At 49.5% G+C, this 14,968-nt stretch carries 13 protein-coding genes and 1 tRNA gene; 7 read left to right on the plus strand and 7 right to left on the minus strand.

From position 1 onward, the window contains the following. Positions 1-163: 163 nt before the first annotated feature. Positions 164-236, minus strand: a tRNA-Met gene (locus CLV60_RS31475). Positions 237-344: 108 nt separating this feature from the next. On the opposite strand from CLV60_RS31475, the gene CLV60_RS31480 reads away from it, so the two are divergent. From CLV60_RS31480 to CLV60_RS31495, 4 genes are all read left to right on the plus strand, one after another. Beyond that, positions 345-2,333, plus strand: coding sequence for an LTA synthase family protein (locus CLV60_RS31480; protein ID WP_106599380.1), 1,989 nt, complete (start codon positions 345-347; stop codon positions 2,331-2,333). A gap of 45 nt (positions 2,334-2,378) precedes the next feature. Beyond that, positions 2,379-3,302, plus strand: coding sequence for a GTPase Era (gene era / locus CLV60_RS31485; protein WP_106599381.1), 924 nt, complete (start codon positions 2,379-2,381; stop codon positions 3,300-3,302). Positions 3,303-3,366: 64 nt separating this feature from the next. Further along, a complete protein-coding gene (der, locus tag CLV60_RS31490) occupies positions 3,367-4,677 on the plus strand; it encodes a ribosome biogenesis GTPase Der (RefSeq protein ID WP_106599437.1) in 1,311 nt (436 codons plus the stop codon). A gap of 319 nt (positions 4,678-4,996) precedes the next feature. Next, positions 4,997-5,386, plus strand: a complete 390-nt coding sequence (locus CLV60_RS31495) for a hypothetical protein (protein ID WP_106599382.1) — start codon at positions 4,997-4,999, stop codon at positions 5,384-5,386. A 62-nt stretch (positions 5,387-5,448) separates the two neighbouring features. Here the strand turns inward: CLV60_RS31495 and CLV60_RS31500 are convergent, their stop codons facing one another. The 6 genes from CLV60_RS31500 to CLV60_RS31525 all read right to left on the minus strand — a co-directional run bounded on the left by CLV60_RS31500 (position 5,449) and on the right by CLV60_RS31525 (position 11,708). Then, positions 5,449-6,285 carry a fumarylacetoacetate hydrolase family protein gene (locus CLV60_RS31500; RefSeq protein ID WP_106599383.1) on the minus strand — a complete coding sequence of 279 codons (837 nt, stop codon included), beginning with the start codon at positions 6,283-6,285 and terminating at the stop codon, positions 5,449-5,451. A gap of 111 nt (positions 6,286-6,396) precedes the next feature. Further along, positions 6,397-6,861 (minus strand): RES family NAD+ phosphorylase, encoded by a 465-nt coding sequence (locus CLV60_RS31505; protein ID WP_106599384.1) that lies wholly within the window; start codon positions 6,859-6,861, stop codon positions 6,397-6,399. Between the two features lie 11 nt (positions 6,862-6,872). Continuing rightward, positions 6,873-7,304, minus strand: coding sequence for an Xre family toxin-antitoxin system antitoxin (locus CLV60_RS31510; protein ID WP_106599385.1), 432 nt, complete (start codon positions 7,302-7,304; stop codon positions 6,873-6,875). 50 nt (positions 7,305-7,354) lie between these two features. Next, complete coding sequence (locus CLV60_RS31515; RefSeq protein WP_106599386.1) at positions 7,355-10,279, minus strand: excinuclease ABC subunit UvrA; 2,925 nt, start codon at positions 10,277-10,279, stop codon at positions 7,355-7,357. A 75-nt stretch (positions 10,280-10,354) separates the two neighbouring features. After that, a complete protein-coding gene (locus CLV60_RS31520) occupies positions 10,355-11,149 on the minus strand; it encodes a cysteine hydrolase family protein (protein WP_106599438.1) in 795 nt (264 codons plus the stop codon). A gap of 7 nt (positions 11,150-11,156) precedes the next feature. After that, a complete protein-coding gene (locus CLV60_RS31525) occupies positions 11,157-11,708 on the minus strand; it encodes a hypothetical protein (RefSeq protein ID WP_106599387.1) in 552 nt (183 codons plus the stop codon). A gap of 110 nt (positions 11,709-11,818) precedes the next feature. On the opposite strand from CLV60_RS31525, the gene CLV60_RS31530 reads away from it, so the two are divergent. The 3 genes from CLV60_RS31530 (at position 11,819) to CLV60_RS31540 (ending at position 14,914) form a co-directional block, all read left to right on the plus strand. Continuing rightward, positions 11,819-12,796: a glycosyltransferase family 2 protein gene (locus tag CLV60_RS31530; protein ID WP_106599388.1), complete on the plus strand. Its 978-nt coding sequence runs from the start codon at positions 11,819-11,821 to the stop codon at positions 12,794-12,796. 21 nt (positions 12,797-12,817) lie between these two features. After that, positions 12,818-13,570, plus strand: coding sequence for a DUF5672 family protein (locus tag CLV60_RS31535; protein WP_106599389.1), 753 nt, complete (start codon positions 12,818-12,820; stop codon positions 13,568-13,570). An 84-nt stretch (positions 13,571-13,654) separates the two neighbouring features. Further along, positions 13,655-14,914 (plus strand): OmpA family protein, encoded by a 1,260-nt coding sequence (locus CLV60_RS31540; protein WP_106599390.1) that lies wholly within the window; start codon positions 13,655-13,657, stop codon positions 14,912-14,914. The last annotated feature ends 54 nt before the right edge of the window (positions 14,915-14,968 follow it).

The following is a 14,968-nucleotide window of genomic DNA, read 5'->3' on the forward strand; positions in this document are numbered from 1 at the left end:
ACTAGGGCTAAATAAGACTCTTGCAATGCATTTAATATTGATTCATCGCAAAACAACTACTTTTTTTATCACCCCCCAACTTTTCGGACTGATCCCAAAATAGTGCAAATAAAGGTCAGAAACACAAAAAAGCCACCTTCTTTCGAAAGTGGCTTTGGCCTAGTAGCGGGAGCTGGACTCGAACCAGCGACCTTTGGGTTATGAGCCCAACGAGCTACCAACTGCTCCATCCCGCGGTGTCGTTGAATTGGAGTGCAAACATACAACAAATGTTTTACAGAAAACAACTATTTTTGTGAAAACTTTTTAAAAAAGTTTGCCTCTAACGTTCTGACATCGATTTTATGAGTTCATATTCAGTCGCTTCCGGTTTCGGGTGGCGCATTCATCAAGTGCTGCTGATCAGGTTGCTCGGCATCATGATTCTGTTTACCGTTTGCCGGATTCTCTTTTATTTCTTCAATCAATCATTTTTTCCGGACGTTTCCTTTGCCTCGGCGCCGCGATTATTTCTCGGTGGATTGCGTTTCGACCTGGTAGCGGTGCTTTACACGAACATTCTTTACGTGTTCCTGACGCTCATTCCCGTCACATTCAAGTACCGCCCGGCTTTCCAGAAATTCCTGGACTATCTTTTTATCATCACCAACAGCATTGCCCTGCTCGGTAACTGCGCCGATTTTATTTACTACCGCTTCACGATAAAAAGGAGCACGTGGTCGGTTTTGCAGGAGTTTTCGCATGAAAACAATATGCACAAGCTGTTCGGCGGCTTTCTGGTGAATTACTGGTACGTGGCGCTCGTATGGGTGTTGCTTGTGGCCGCGTTGGTGTATCTCACCCGACGCTGGCGGGTGGGTACTAAACCCGTGCGCCCGGCCTGGCAGATATTCCTCGTTCATAGTGTATTGATGACCGCCGCAGTTTTCCTTTTTATAGGAGGTGTCAAGGGAGGATTCCGGCACAGTACCCGCCCGATTACGTTGAGCAATGCAGGCGAATACGTCGATAAACCGAAAGAAATGTTCATCGTGCTGAACACGCCGTTCTGCATTTATAAGACCTTGAAAAATAATGATTACCAGCGTGCCAGCTTCTTCAAGTCGGAGCAGGAAATGAATGCGGTGTACTCGCCGATCCATTACCCCGATCCGAATGCGCCGGCGTTCCGCCCGAAAAATGTCGTGATCCTGATCTGGGAGAGTTTCGGAAAGGAAATGGTAGGGACATTCAACCGCGACCTGGAAAATGGCACCTACAAAGGCTATACGCCATTCGTCGACTCGCTCATGCAGCATAGCAAAGTGCATTGGTACTCATTTGCGAACGGCGCGAAGTCAATCGAGGCCATTCCGTCGGTACTTACGAGTATTCCGGGCATTATGGAGCCATTCATTCTGACACGCTACACGGATAACAAACTTCCCAGCCTGCCCGAAATGCTGCAAGCCAAGGGGTACCACACCTCATTTTTTCACGGAGCGCCGAATGGCTCGATGGGTTTCAAGGCATTCACCAACCTGATCGGCATTAAGGATTATTACGGCAAAACCAAATACAATAACGACGCCGATTACGATGGTATCTGGGGCATTTGGGATGAGGAGTTCTTGCAGTTCTGGTCCAAAAAGCTGGATACATTCCAGCAACCGTTCATGAGTACATTGTTTACAGTGTCTTCGCACGACCCGTACAAAGTGCCTGCGCGCTACCAGGGTAAGTTTCCGAAGGGCCCGCTGCCGATTTATGAATGCATGGGTTATACCGACTATGCATTACGTCGGTTCTTCGATTCTGCGAAAACCAAGCCATGGTTCAAGAATACGTTATTCGTAATAACTGCCGATCATTCAGCCACATTTGCGCATTATCCCCAATATCAGACCTCGGTAGGAAATTTCTCGATACCCATTCTTTTCTACGCGCCAGGCGAAGAAATGTCGGGTGGGGCGTCTCCAAGTAGCAACGGCGTTTCGCCAGGCACCGACAGCACCCGCCTCGTCCAGCAAATCGACATTATGCCGTCCATTTTGGGTTATTTGCATTATGACAAACCCTATTTTGGTTTTGGAAAAAATGTATTCGGGAACCCTCCTCTCAACTTTGCTGTCAACTATGACGGTGCCTATCAGTGGTTCAATGGGCCGTATGTTTTGCAATTTGATGGCCGGAAAACCGTAGGTTTGTATAAATATCAGGAAGACAAGCTTTTGAAAAATAACCTTGCAGGCCGGATTCCGGAGGTTCAAGGGCCTATGGAATTGCAGGTTAAGGCATTTATCCAGCAATATTCGAACCGGATGCTGGACGACCGGCTGACGGTAACACCCTAGGTGCCACGTTTTTGCGAAGCTGAAAAAAGTGAAGAAGTAATTTTTATGGAAGAAAAAGCCGAAAATAATACCGAGTTACGCAACCACCGGGCGGGTTTTGTAAGCATTATCGGAAAGCCCAACGTAGGGAAATCGACGCTGATGAACGTACTCGTGGGCGAAAGGATGTCGATCATCACCTCCAAGGCGCAAACGACCCGCCACCGCATTATCGGGATTTTGAATGGGAAACATGAGGATATCCCGTTTCAGCTCGTGTATTCGGATACGCCGGGGGTGATCAAGCCGTCGTACAAGCTGCACGACTCGATGATGACTTTTGTGAAAGGGTCGCTGGAAGATGCCGATGTGGTGCTTTTTGTCGTGGAAATAGGAGAGAAAGCTGCCGAGCACGAGGTACTGCCGTTATTGAAACGCACCGAATCGCCGGTGGTTTTGGTATTGAACAAAATCGACCTGTCGAACGATGAGGAAGTGAAAGCGAAGATGGCCGAGTGGGAGAATGAGATCCATCCCGCAGCCATTATACCGATTTCCGCATTGGAAAAGGCGAATATCGGTACGTTATTCGATGCTGTGGTGACACGTTTGCCGTTCCACCCGCCTTATTTTGATGAGGATGAACTAACCGACAAGCCGGAGCGTTTCTTTGCTTCGGAAATCATCCGCGAAAAGATCTTCTTGAATTACCGCCAGGAAATTCCATACAGCTCCGAAGTAGTAATCACTGAATTTAAGGACAAGGACGACATCATTGTGATCCGTGCAGAAATTCTGGTCGAACGTAAAAGCCAGAAGGGGATCATTATTGGTGAAAAAGGAGAAATGCTGAAAAAAGTCGGGACGCAGGCCCGTCAGGACCTGGAAGATTTCTTTGGCAAAAAAGTTTTCCTCGAACAGCACGTAAAAGTAGAACCGGATTGGAGAAGCAAGGAGAACAAGCTGCGCCAGCTCGGGTACCAGGAATAAATTTTAAATAAAACGAATGAAGAGCAGGTGCCAGACCGGCTCGGATCATATTAATAGTAAGAAAATGGCAAATGTAATATCGATTGTTGGTCGTCCGAACGTGGGCAAATCCACTTTGTTCAACCGCCTTACCGAGAGCCGGAAGGCCATTATGGACAACCAGAGCGGCGTAACCCGCGACAGGCACTACGGTTACGGCGAATGGACCGACCAATATTTCACAGTGATTGACACAGGCGGTTATGTAGTGGGTTCGGAAGATATTTTCGAAGGTGCTATCCGCGACCAGGTGGAGCTTGCGATCGAGGAATCGACCGTGGTTCTTTTTATGGTCGACACCATGACCGGCCTCACCGACCTTGACAAAGACTTCGCGAATGTGCTTCGCCGCTTCCATAAGCCGGTGTACCTGGTAGCCAATAAAGCAGAAACTACGGAGCGTTACCAGTCGGCAGGTGAATTTTATGAATTAGGCTTGGGAGATGAAATTTTCGCGATTTCTGCGCAAACCGGCTTCGGGACAGGCGAGCTGCTCGATAAAGTAGTGACGCATTTTGAAACCGCGGGCGTTGAAAACCCGGAAGAAGGTATCCCGCGCATTGCCATCATGGGTCGCCCGAATGTCGGTAAATCTTCGTTCCTGAATGTACTCACCGGCACTGACCGCAGCATTGTGACCGACATCGCGGGTACTACGCGCGACGCGATCCACACGCACTACAATGCGTTCGGAATGAATTTTATCCTCACCGACACCGCCGGAATCCGCAGGAAATCGCGTGTGAAGGAGGATATCGAGTTTTACTCGACGCTTCGCTCGGTAAAAGCAATGGAAGAATCCGACGTTTGTATCGTTCTGTTGGATGCTACGTTGGGACTTGAAGGCCAGGACCTGAACATCATTGGCCAGGCTGATAAAGCCAAGAAAGGCATTGTGATCATGGTCAACAAGTGGGATTTGGTTGAAAAGGATTCCAAAACGGCCGATCAATACAAAAAAGCGCTGCTGGAAAGACTGGCGCCGATGAACTACATGCCGATCATCTTCGCGTCGGTGGTTGAAAAACAACGCATTCACCAGGTAATGGAGAAGGCAATGGAGGTGTATCAGAACAAAACCAAGAAAATTTCGACTTCGAAACTGAACGAGGTAATGCAGGCCGAGATCGAAAAATATCCGCCGCCGGCACACCGCGGAAAGTATATCAATATCAAATACATGATCCAGCTGCCGACGCCGTCACCGACGTTCGTGTTTTTCAGCAGCCATCCGAAACACGTGAAAGAGCCGTATTTGCGCTACCTGGAAAACCGTTTGCGCGAAAACTTCGATTTTTCGGGTGTACCGATCACGATATTCTTCCGCGAGAAATAGGAAGAAAGTAACAGGAGCAAGAAAGCGCCGGCAGGATTTTTCCTGTCGGCGCTTTTGCAATTTATCCGTAACCAGCTACTGTTCAGCGGGAAAATTTGACGGTTCGTCTTTTTTAGAAAATCTCGAGCAACCTTTTATATTACTTTTACATCTGTTATCCGGCCAGCCACGGTACTTTGAGAGAATCCTGAAAAATTTTCGAAAAAAATGTTAAAAACAAGGTACTATGTATTGCAAGATACCTAATGAAACATATATATTTGTAAGGTCAATTAGTTACACATGATTCCGCAGAATTCTTAACGATTGCATACAAGCCATGAAAACACTCAGAATCTTAATATTACTCACAATAATCAGCCTGCAAGCCAGCGCAACAGGCTACGTGCACAACATGTTTGTAGCACACAGAAAGTTGCAATCAGGCAAGGAATGTGTAACTGAAAAGGCGATTGCAAGAAAGGCCAAGCCTGCTTTGAAAGCGAAAGCACCCGTGCAGGTGAAGCACGCCGGGGTGATCAAAAATACCAGCGCGAGCGCACCAGGTTCTGAAATCATGACATTGAATGCCCGTATCCTGGAAGCAGGGCCGGCGGCATTCTTTGAAAATGAATCCGAAGAAAATGAAGGCGAATCGATGGTAAGCAAGCTGGTGGGCGCGGTGAAATGTGTGATCTTCACCTTCATTCCCAAGTTGGGCCATTCGTAGGCGATACTGTTATTATTTAAGCAAAAAAGCTGCGGGAGTCGATCCCGCAGCTTTTTGTTTTATCAGCCTACCGTGTTGGTCAGTGTGCCAATCGGCTCGATGGTAATGTGGACCACGTCGCCGGCTTGTAACGTAAAATCGGATGACGGTACGATGCCCGTTCCGGTCATGAGATATGCGCCTTGCGGAAATGACATTTCGCGGTAAAGGAAATGCAGCAGTTCCTCGGGCTTGCGCTTCATTTGCGACAATGTAACTTCCCCGTTGAAAACCTCCTCGCCCCCGCGCACGATCGACAGGTCGATCACGGTATCCGCACCGAGTTTTTCCTTAAACACATAAAGACAAGGTCCTAATGCCGCGCTGCCGGTATAGGACTTGGCCTGCGGCAAATACAGTGGGTTTTCGCCTTCAATGCTTCTGGAACTCATATCGTTTCCGATGGTATAACCTACCAATGCGCCTTCGGAAGTAGCGAACAGGGTTAGCTCCGGCTCAGGAACGTCCCAGGTCGAATCTTTACGAATGCGAACGGTCCCGTGATGACCTACCACGCGCCATGCAGTCGATTTAAAGAATAATTCAGGACGTTCCGCTTCATACACGCGGTCGTAGAAACTGCCGCCGCCAGCTTTTTCCGACTCTTCCATCCGTGCTGTACGGCTTTTGAAGTACGTTACGCCCGATGCCCACACTTCCTGGGTACCGATAGGCGCCAATGCTTCGGGCATTGGAAAATCATCGCTGAATGTCAGGGCGATAAGGCTTTGCGTCTGGCCTTCCAGCCATTCGTACAGGTTGTTCCTGTTCACAACCACGTCCCAATCCGTTTCGTGGAGGCGGTAGAAAATGTCCTCGTTTTCAAGGAGGATGCCATTTTCGGTCTTATATAATTTCATGAAATGCAGATTTTGGTTTTGCCTGAATAAGTCCCCCGCGGGGCGTCTTTACTGATGAATACGGGTAGGAAAGTGTTTCAGGCCACTGGATTTTGCCTGAATATAGCGGTATCAGTTGCGCCAAAGGCGTCGGTCGATGGGGATTGGCTCCTGAGCCAGGAGTTTGATGTCACCAAATAGCGGATGGTCGGGATGAAGAATGATATTCGAGGAAAAAGGCACAATGACCGAGGGAATGGCGATCGCCAGCACATCGGGTTTGATGAGCCAGTCTTTAAGCCAGAATTGCGTTCGGCCGTAGGTTTTGTCCTGCCAAAAGTCGGGTAGATCCTTGCGAGTATAATGCCTGATGTTGTCCGGGATTTCGATTGACGATAGCCAGTATTTGGGAAGATCCTCATAGCGTACGCCGGGTGCGTGTGCGAGGGTTTCTACCAGCCCGAGTTCGGGAGTGGAAGTAGTATAAAGTACACCAATACCTTTGGGGTTCCAGCGTGCTCCAAAAAGCCGTGCTCCCTCGCTGGAAAGGGCGTCGTGCCTGAATTTCTCGCGCGTAATCCTGTATACCAATGGCATAGGCGGCGCTGTCAGGCAGGTAAGCCATAATCCAGCCGACCGAGCACATTATCCACCAGCCCGAAGCCCGTTACCGTGTCCATCATCTGCAACGGCGACTGTTCATTTAACTCCACGATTGGCGTCCGTAACCAATGCCTCACCACATTTTCCTTGCCTTCAAATGTATCCAGCGCGTGAATAAGCACATTACGGAGCAGCAAAAGCCGTTCGGAAGCATCGGTACCAAGCCGTTTTTCGCCCTGAATGCGATGCAGGTTACGGGGCGTCATACCCAATACGTAGGCAATTTCATTGTCAGTTAGCCCCACGAGTTCAGAGACGTCATCGGCAACCGACCGCAAGATACCCTCCCGTGATGTTTTCACAACTGCATACTCGGAAGCGGGCTGCCTGCCGTATGGAACGAATTCTTCTTCGAAAAAACGGATGGGTGTTGACATATCCTTTCAAGTGAAGTATGTCACTAAGATAAGTGACATACTTCGAATTTTCAAATCTTTTCCTTCAAAAACTCCGCGGTGTAATTCCCTTCGAGCTTCACCATTTCTTCGGGCGTGCCGGTGAAGGTGAGCTGGCCGCCATTTTCGCCGCCTTCAGGGCCGAGATCGATGATCCAGTCGGCGCTTTTAATGACTTCCATGTTGTGTTCAATGATGATCACGCTGTCGCCTTGTTCTACCAATGCATTGATGGCTTTGAGGAGCTTTTTAATATCGTGGAAATGCAGGCCTGTGGTTGGTTCGTCGAAAATAAAGAGGGTTTTGCCTTTATTTGAAGAACCCTTGCCGAGGAACGAAGCGAGTTTTACACGTTGCGCTTCTCCGCCTGACAATGTGTTTGAAGATTGACCTAACCCTACATATCCCAGTCCTACTTCTTGCAATGGCAGCAATTTATCGGCCAGTTTCGGCTCCGATTCCCTGAAAAACTCGATGGCTTCATCCACCGTCATATCCAGGATTTCGGCCACGTCTTTGTCCTGATATTTCACCTCCTGCACTTCTTGTTTGAAACGCTTGCCATTGCAGCCCTCACAGGTAAGGTAAATATCAGCCATAAACTGCATTTCGATCTTCACCTGACCTTCGCCCTGGCAAATCTCGCAGCGGCCGCCGTCGACATTGAAGGAGAAGTGCGAAGGTTTATAGCCCCGCGCCTTCGAAAGCGGTTGCTCCGACATCATTTGCCGGATATAATCGTAAGCTTTAATGTAAGTAACAGGGTTCGAGCGTGACGATTTCCCGATCGGGTTCTGGTCGATCATTTCAACGGCCTCGATACGGTCGATACTGCCCGTGAGTGCATCGAAACGTCCCACATCCTCGCTGAATTCACCTTTGAGGCGCATTAATGCTGGATAAAGAATCTTCCGGATCAATGTCGATTTCCCCGAACCACTCACGCCGGTCACGACAGTAAGATTATTCAAAGGGATTTTGACATCGAGTTCTTTCAAGTTATTCTCCCGTGCGCCTTTAATTTCCAGGAAATGCAAGGATTTCCTACGCACGGAAGGCACTGGAATAGAGTCATTCCCCAGCAAGAAATCCAAAGTATGCGACTGCACATTGCCTCCCTCACTATTAATGACCTCCTGACTACCCCTGACTTCCTGACTATTCCTGACAACTTGACTACCAATGACCTCCTGACCATTGACTTTCAACGCCTCAATATCTCCCTGGTTACCCTGAAAAACCACATGGCCGCCGCCCGTTCCGGCTTCGGGACCGATATCGATGATCTGATCCGCCGCATGCATGACTTCTTCCTCGTGTTCCACCACAATCACGGTATTGCCCAGGTCGCGGAGCGATTCGAGCACGCCCACGAGCCGTTGCGTATCACGCGGGTGTAAGCCAATGCTCGGCTCGTCGAGAATGTACATGGAGCCTACCAATGCGCTTCCCAATGAAGTGGCGAGCTTAATGCGCTGAAATTCTCCGCCCGATAATGTACTCGTAAGCCGGTTCAAGGTGAGATAGCCGAGTCCGACGCGGTTCATGTAGTCGAGACGCGATTCGATTTCTGTCAGAACGCGCCGGGCAATCTGCCGGTCATGGTCACTGAGTTCGAGCTGTTTGAAAAAAGCCGAAACATCCTGAATCGGCATCAGCACCAGGTCGGTAATGGATTTGCCGCCGATTTTGACATACGAGGCATCCTTACGAAGACGGGATCCGCGGCAATCGGGGCAGGTTGTACGCCCGCGGAAACGCGAGAGCATAACCCGGTACTGGATTTTATGAGTCTGGGACTCGAGTTCGGAAATAAAATCGTTGATACCCTGGAAATATTGGTTGCCGGTCCAGAGCAGCTCTTTTTGCTCGCGTGTCAGGTCTTTATAAGGCCTGTGAATCGGGAAATCGAATTTCACGCCATTGCGGACGAGCGGCACCAGCCATTCACCCATCTTTTCGGTACGCCAGGGCGCAATGGCACCGTCGTATATCGAAAGGTTTTTGTCGGGAATGACCAGGTCGGGGTCAATGCCCAATATTTTTCCAAAACCCTCACACCGTTTACAGGCACCATAAGGGTTATTGAAGCTGAAAAGATTGACGGTCGGCTCTTCGAACGTGATACCGTCCAGCTCAAATTTATCAGAGAAAACCCTCTTCTCACCCCCAACAACATGCACGGTGCAAGTGCCTTCTCCCTCGAAAAACGCAGTTTGTACGGAATCGGAGAGGCGATATTGTGTGTCTTCGTCGTTATGCCTGACCGCGGCACGGTCGATGAGGATGAAAACCTGGTTGCCGGCTTGCGGAAAATGATCCGGTTTTTCTAGAATATCTTCAATCGAAACCACTTCCTCATTCAGCACAATGCGGTTATAGCCCTTGGAAAGGAGAATAGTAAGCTCTTCGATTTGCGAACGGCCGTCGCGGATAAGCAACGGCGCGAGGATCATCACACGCGTGCCCTCGTCGTGCGCGAGCATGTAGTTTACGACATCCGTAACGGAGTCTTTTCGGACAATTTCTCCCGAAACCGGTGAATACGTATGCCCGATTCTCGCAAAAAGCAGTTTGAGATAATCATAAATCTCCGTGGAAGTACCAACAGTCGACCGTGGGTTACGGGTATTCACTTTTTGCTCAATGGCAATAGCCGGCGAAATACCCTTAATATATTCCACTTCCGGCTTCTCCATTCTGCCCAGGAATTGCCGCGCATAACTGCTGAGGCTCTCCACGTACATCCGCTGACCTTCCGCAAAAAGCGTATCGAATGCCAGCGACGACTTCCCGGAGCCGGAAAGGCCGGTAATGACGACCAGCTTGTTGCGCGGGATCGCCACATCCACATTTTTCAGATTATTTACACGGGCACCTTTGATCAGAATGTATTGTCTCGGATCCAGTTCATCGAACTGGTCGGCCTCGATCCGGGGCACTGCTAGTTGCATCATAGCGGGGTTATCGATGGATGATTGATATTAGTTTGAATGATGATGTGATACTATTATAACCAAAAGCCTGCGCATTTAGTTTTCTTTAAAAACCTGGTTCGCTTTGGCAAATTTCATGCCGTTTTGGGCGGCTTCTTCAAATATCGGATCGGCGAAATGACCGAAGTTGGGCACGTCGGACATGCAGTCCGTCAGCGCAATAACCTTTGCGGCTAGTTCCGGGGCATATTTCACGATTTGCCGGATGCTCGTCGCAACACAATGCGAGCGGGCCTCGCCAGCCACGAGTACCTGATCAAACTTATTTAATTCTGCTAAAAAACGTTCATCCAGTTCGGTTTCCGGGGCATTCGCTACCGGCACTTGCGCTTTGAAAACCCCGAAATGCTCGGTAAGCGGGTTAACGCCCTTTGAAACCGTGCGATAGTCGCGGCGGGTGCGGTGCGTCCATGCGAGTACGGCGCGCATGAGCGTATCGTCGATGGTGGCACCTTTGGAGCCGATCAGGCAATGCTCCGGCCAGATGAAATGCTGGAATTCGCCTTCCTTTTCGAGGGTTTGCAGGTATTCCAGTACATATTCGGGCTGGTAACGCGGTACCCATTTGCCCGCTTTCACCGATTGCGCCGATATCAATGTGAACGGCGCGACCGTATTGCCGTTCTGATCCTCCCAGAAAAGCGGATGTGCAATATCCAGGACCTTGTGCGTATCGAGCGTCAGGAATATCGCGTCTATTCGGGTGCCTTCCAGTGCGATGAGGTTGGCAATGCGCTCCACGTCCTTTTCGGCGCCGGGCACATACAGGGTGCCGTTAGGATCACAGAAATCGTACTGGGCGTCGATGATCAGCAATGCGGTCTTTTTCATGGTGTGTTTAAAATTCGAGTTCATGCGGCAGCTCCATTTGCCGCGCGTACATTTTGGAACATAGGCTGAAAACCAGTTGCAGCATCCGGTTCGCGTCTTTGATGTAATCGGTGCGATAATCTTCGTCGAGTTTATTCAGCCCGTTAAGGATTACCTGCGCCTTTTTGGCGATGTACAATGCACAAGTGTCGGCGCGGGAAGAGTAAGTCCGCAGAATATCCGAATAACTTTCCAGAAAGGTATTAAGCAGGAAAAGATTGAGCTCGATGCCGCCGATCTTGTCTTTCGTGACTTTTACATGGTAAGCAATGTCTGCACTGAGGCTCCGCATATCCATCAGGACCCAACCGGGCGTATTCTGGTTGAATTTCGATGTCCGTACAATCCGACCCATGAGCTCTTCCCGCCGCTCGGGAATGGTAGAACTATCTTCGATAAGCTCGAAATGCAGTCGGTCGCTCAGGGTTTTGTCTTTCGTGATCAGTCTCAGGAGCAGTTTATCCTTTTCTTTGGCAGGCATTTGGATAATCGCCTTTTTGAGCTGTTCTGGTAACGCCATTCGGGTGCTTTTAATAACTTTTCGTTTAATTCCCGGCACAACCACGTAACTTTGTGGCTCAAAAACGGGCCGGGAAGCTTTTACAAAAATATAAAATACAGATACACATTATGATTTCAGTGGCTATGTGTACTTACAACGGGGCAAAGTTCCTGCCCGAACAGTTGAAGAGCATTGCTGATCAGACGGTTTCGGTGGACGAATTGGTTGTTTGCGACGACAGATCGAAGGACGACACTATTGAAATCATAAAATCTTTTGCTGCTACCAGCAAATTTCCTGTGCGCATTTATGTGAACGAGCATAATCTCGGCTCGACCAGGAATTTCGAGAAATGCCTTTCCCTGTGTAATGGGGATGTGATCTTTCTCTCCGATCAGGACGACCGGTGGCGGAAGGACAAAGTTCAAAAACAACTTGCTTTCCTGAATGCGCATCCCAATCTGGACGCGGTTTTCAGCGACGCCGATAAGATCGACGACGATTCGCAGCCGACCGGAGGTACCATTTGGGAGGAAATCGAGTTCAATCATGCGCGTCAGCAACTATGGCATAGCGGCAAATCACACGAGATACTTTTCAATGGCTTCGTGGTTACTGGCGCCACACTGGCGATCCGGAAATCCGCGCTCGAACGGCTGATGCCATTTCCAACCCACGTGCAGGACCTGATCCACGATGCCTGGATTGCGATGGTACTGAGTCTCGAAGGAAAGATCGAATTTATAGCCGAACCGCTGATTTCCTACCGCATTCATTCCAGCCAGCAGGTTGGGTTTGGTAATAAGGTGGAGAAAGTGCAGCTGGCCGATCGTTTCAAACGCGACCGGAGATTGAAGTTGATCCCGCTGGAAGAAAAGGCCAACAAGTTGCACGAGCTGTATTTGCTTCTCCGTGCGCTTCCGTTCGTCCCGCGCGAGAAGCTGCTCAAATTGTATCTTTCGCAAAAGCATTTTTACACCCGTGCGGCGTTGCCGGAAAGCCGTTTCAAACGACTTACCCCGGTGTTGGGCCAGCTGTTGCGCGGCTATTACCGGTTTAGCAGCAAAGACTGGTGGTTACCGGCGGTAGGGGATTTATTGGAATAAAGAACTGGATGATTATTGAAAATGGCTGAAAATAAGTCGTTGGTGGCGGTGGTAATACCGGTGTATCAGGCAAACCTGACGGAGGCTGAACAGATGTCGTTGCGGCAATGCATGCATGTATTGGGCAATTACCCGGTAATTATCGTGAAACCCGCTGCGCTGGACCTCTCCGCATTCCAGCAGCAATATCCCTCGCTTAAATTCCAGTCGTTCGACAATAGTTTTTTCACAAATGTCGACGCCTACAACCGGCTGATGGTGTCCATTGATTTTTACAAGACTTTCATCGCCTACGAATACATCCTTATTTACCAGCTAGATGCATTTGTTTTTCGGGATGAATTGAAAGAGTGGTGTGCGAAGGGTTATGACTATATCGGAGCGCCGTCGTTGCATCAGCCTGAGTTCGACACCATTCCGGCAGAATCCGCTCAGGATTTTGCGCATGCGTTATCGACGCAGCGTGTCGTGCTCAACGGAGGGCTTTCGCTGCGGAAGATCCCTTCTTTTTTACGCTATTTAAAGATTTACAATATCTTTTATCCTGCCTGGAAAGGCAATGAAGACATGCTTTTCTGCCAGGAGGCGACGCGCCTCAAACCCATGAAACTTTTCATGAAACTGCCCGAATGGCGGGAGGCGCTGCGTTTTGCGTTCGAGAAGAGTCCGGTGGCGAGCTATGAGCTGACAGGCCATCAGCTACCCTTCGCCTGTCACGCCTGGGAGCGTTACGATGCGGCATTCTGGGCTCCATTTATTACTGTAAACCAGTGACTTCCTGCGTTTAACAATTTTTAACAAACTATCATCGGTTTTCGGACGTTCTTGCTGATATTTAGGTAAAACCCCAATATCACCATGAATTTTAAATTGCTTTCGGCCAGTTTTGGAGCCATTTTACTAACTATCCATACCAGCTTCGGGCAAATTACTGAAAACCCCAAAGTAGAAGAATCGTCGGTTCCTTATGTGAAAATCAAGAAGGTGGAACTGACGGACGTGAATACGATTATTTATCTCCAGTTTGTCGAGCGTCAATCGAAACAACAGCCGCAGTTCCGCTCGCAGCCAAGGATGTCGCCTTTGCCCGACTCGCGCATTCCGCAATTTCCGCAGCAAGGCATAAGCCAGAGTCAGATCTGGCTGGACCCTGAGACACGACTTTACAAGCCCGGTGAAATCGACAAGAAATTCAAGTTCATCAGGGCTGAGAATATTACCACTACCACCAAAACAAGCGTCGCAAATGGCGATACCGTCGATTTTGTGGCCTATTTTGAAAGACTTACACCAGGAATCGAGGAGTTTGATTTCTATGAAGGCCGCAGTTCGAATGGCAATCAGTCGTGGAATTTTTACGGGATTCACGTTAAAAACCCGCTCAAAAAGCAACCCGAAAAGCCATCAAAACCCATAGCGAAAGCGACGGTACCGCCAGCGAAAAAGCCCGCAGCCAAGCCAGCGGCGAAGGCGCCTCAAAAGCCGGCTCCGGCGCCCGCGGCAAAGAAAGAGGCCGAAATAGCTGTTTTGAAAGGCACCGTATACAATGCGAAAACCAAGGAGCCGATCGCGGCACAGCTCTCCTACATCGAAAACGGCGACACGCTGCAAGTCCGGTCGTCGTCGGGAAAATACCGGGTGGGTGTGGATGCGGGTGAGCAATACAAGTTCAGGGTGATGGCGCGCGGTTACTACGGTTCGTCGTTCGGTCTCGCGCCGGGCGATTCGTCCGGAAAATCGTTCGACCAGGATGTTTACCTCACGCCGCTGATCGTCGGGGAAACGATTTTGCTCCCGAATATCTATTTCGAAACCTCCAAATATACGCTGCTTCCCGAGTCCTTCGAAGAACTGAACCGCCTTGTGGATGTGATGCGCGACAGCCCGACCGTGAAAATCCGCGTCGAAGGCCATACCGACAATGTGGGCGATTTTGACAAAAATCTCGAACTATCCCGCCAGCGCGCGGAGTCGGTGAAGAACTATCTGATCGAAAAAGGCATTGAAAGCAGCCGTATTGAAGCAAAAGGCTACGGCGGCACGCGGCCGCTGACGAAAGGCAGCGAAGAAGAGCGGAAAAAGAACCGCCGGGTGGAGTTTGTGATTACGGAAATGTAGTATGGCGACGGTGGTTTTTGTCATTTGTGGTCAGGAGTAGTCAGGTATAGTCAA

It is taken from the genome of Dyadobacter jiangsuensis (genome assembly GCF_003014695.1).
Classification (GTDB): domain Bacteria; phylum Bacteroidota; class Bacteroidia; order Cytophagales; family Spirosomataceae; genus Dyadobacter; species Dyadobacter jiangsuensis.

Excerpts from the sequence above, each read along its gene's own strand:
- CLV60_RS31480 (WP_106599380.1), top strand. The coding sequence starts at position 345 with ATGAGTTCATATTCAGTCGCTTCCGGTTTCGGGTGGCGCATTCATCAA.
- era (WP_106599381.1), top strand. The coding sequence starts at position 2,379 with ATGGAAGAAAAAGCCGAAAATAATACCGAGTTACGCAACCACCGGGCG.
- der (WP_106599437.1), top strand. The coding sequence starts at position 3,367 with ATGGCAAATGTAATATCGATTGTTGGTCGTCCGAACGTGGGCAAATCC.
- CLV60_RS31495 (WP_106599382.1), top strand. The coding sequence starts at position 4,997 with ATGAAAACACTCAGAATCTTAATATTACTCACAATAATCAGCCTGCAA.
- CLV60_RS31500 (WP_106599383.1), bottom strand. The coding sequence starts at position 6,285 with ATGAAATTATATAAGACCGAAAATGGCATCCTCCTTGAAAACGAGGAC.
- CLV60_RS31505 (WP_106599384.1), bottom strand. The coding sequence starts at position 6,861 with ATGCCATTGGTATACAGGATTACGCGCGAGAAATTCAGGCACGACGCC.
- CLV60_RS31510 (WP_106599385.1), bottom strand. The coding sequence starts at position 7,304 with ATGTCAACACCCATCCGTTTTTTCGAAGAAGAATTCGTTCCATACGGC.
- CLV60_RS31515 (WP_106599386.1), bottom strand. The coding sequence starts at position 10,279 with ATGATGCAACTAGCAGTGCCCCGGATCGAGGCCGACCAGTTCGATGAA.
- CLV60_RS31520 (WP_106599438.1), bottom strand. The coding sequence starts at position 11,149 with ATGAAAAAGACCGCATTGCTGATCATCGACGCCCAGTACGATTTCTGT.
- CLV60_RS31525 (WP_106599387.1), bottom strand. The coding sequence starts at position 11,708 with ATGGCGTTACCAGAACAGCTCAAAAAGGCGATTATCCAAATGCCTGCC.
- CLV60_RS31530 (WP_106599388.1), top strand. The coding sequence starts at position 11,819 with ATGATTTCAGTGGCTATGTGTACTTACAACGGGGCAAAGTTCCTGCCC.
- CLV60_RS31535 (WP_106599389.1), top strand. The coding sequence starts at position 12,818 with ATGGCTGAAAATAAGTCGTTGGTGGCGGTGGTAATACCGGTGTATCAG.
- CLV60_RS31540 (WP_106599390.1), top strand. The coding sequence starts at position 13,655 with ATGAATTTTAAATTGCTTTCGGCCAGTTTTGGAGCCATTTTACTAACT.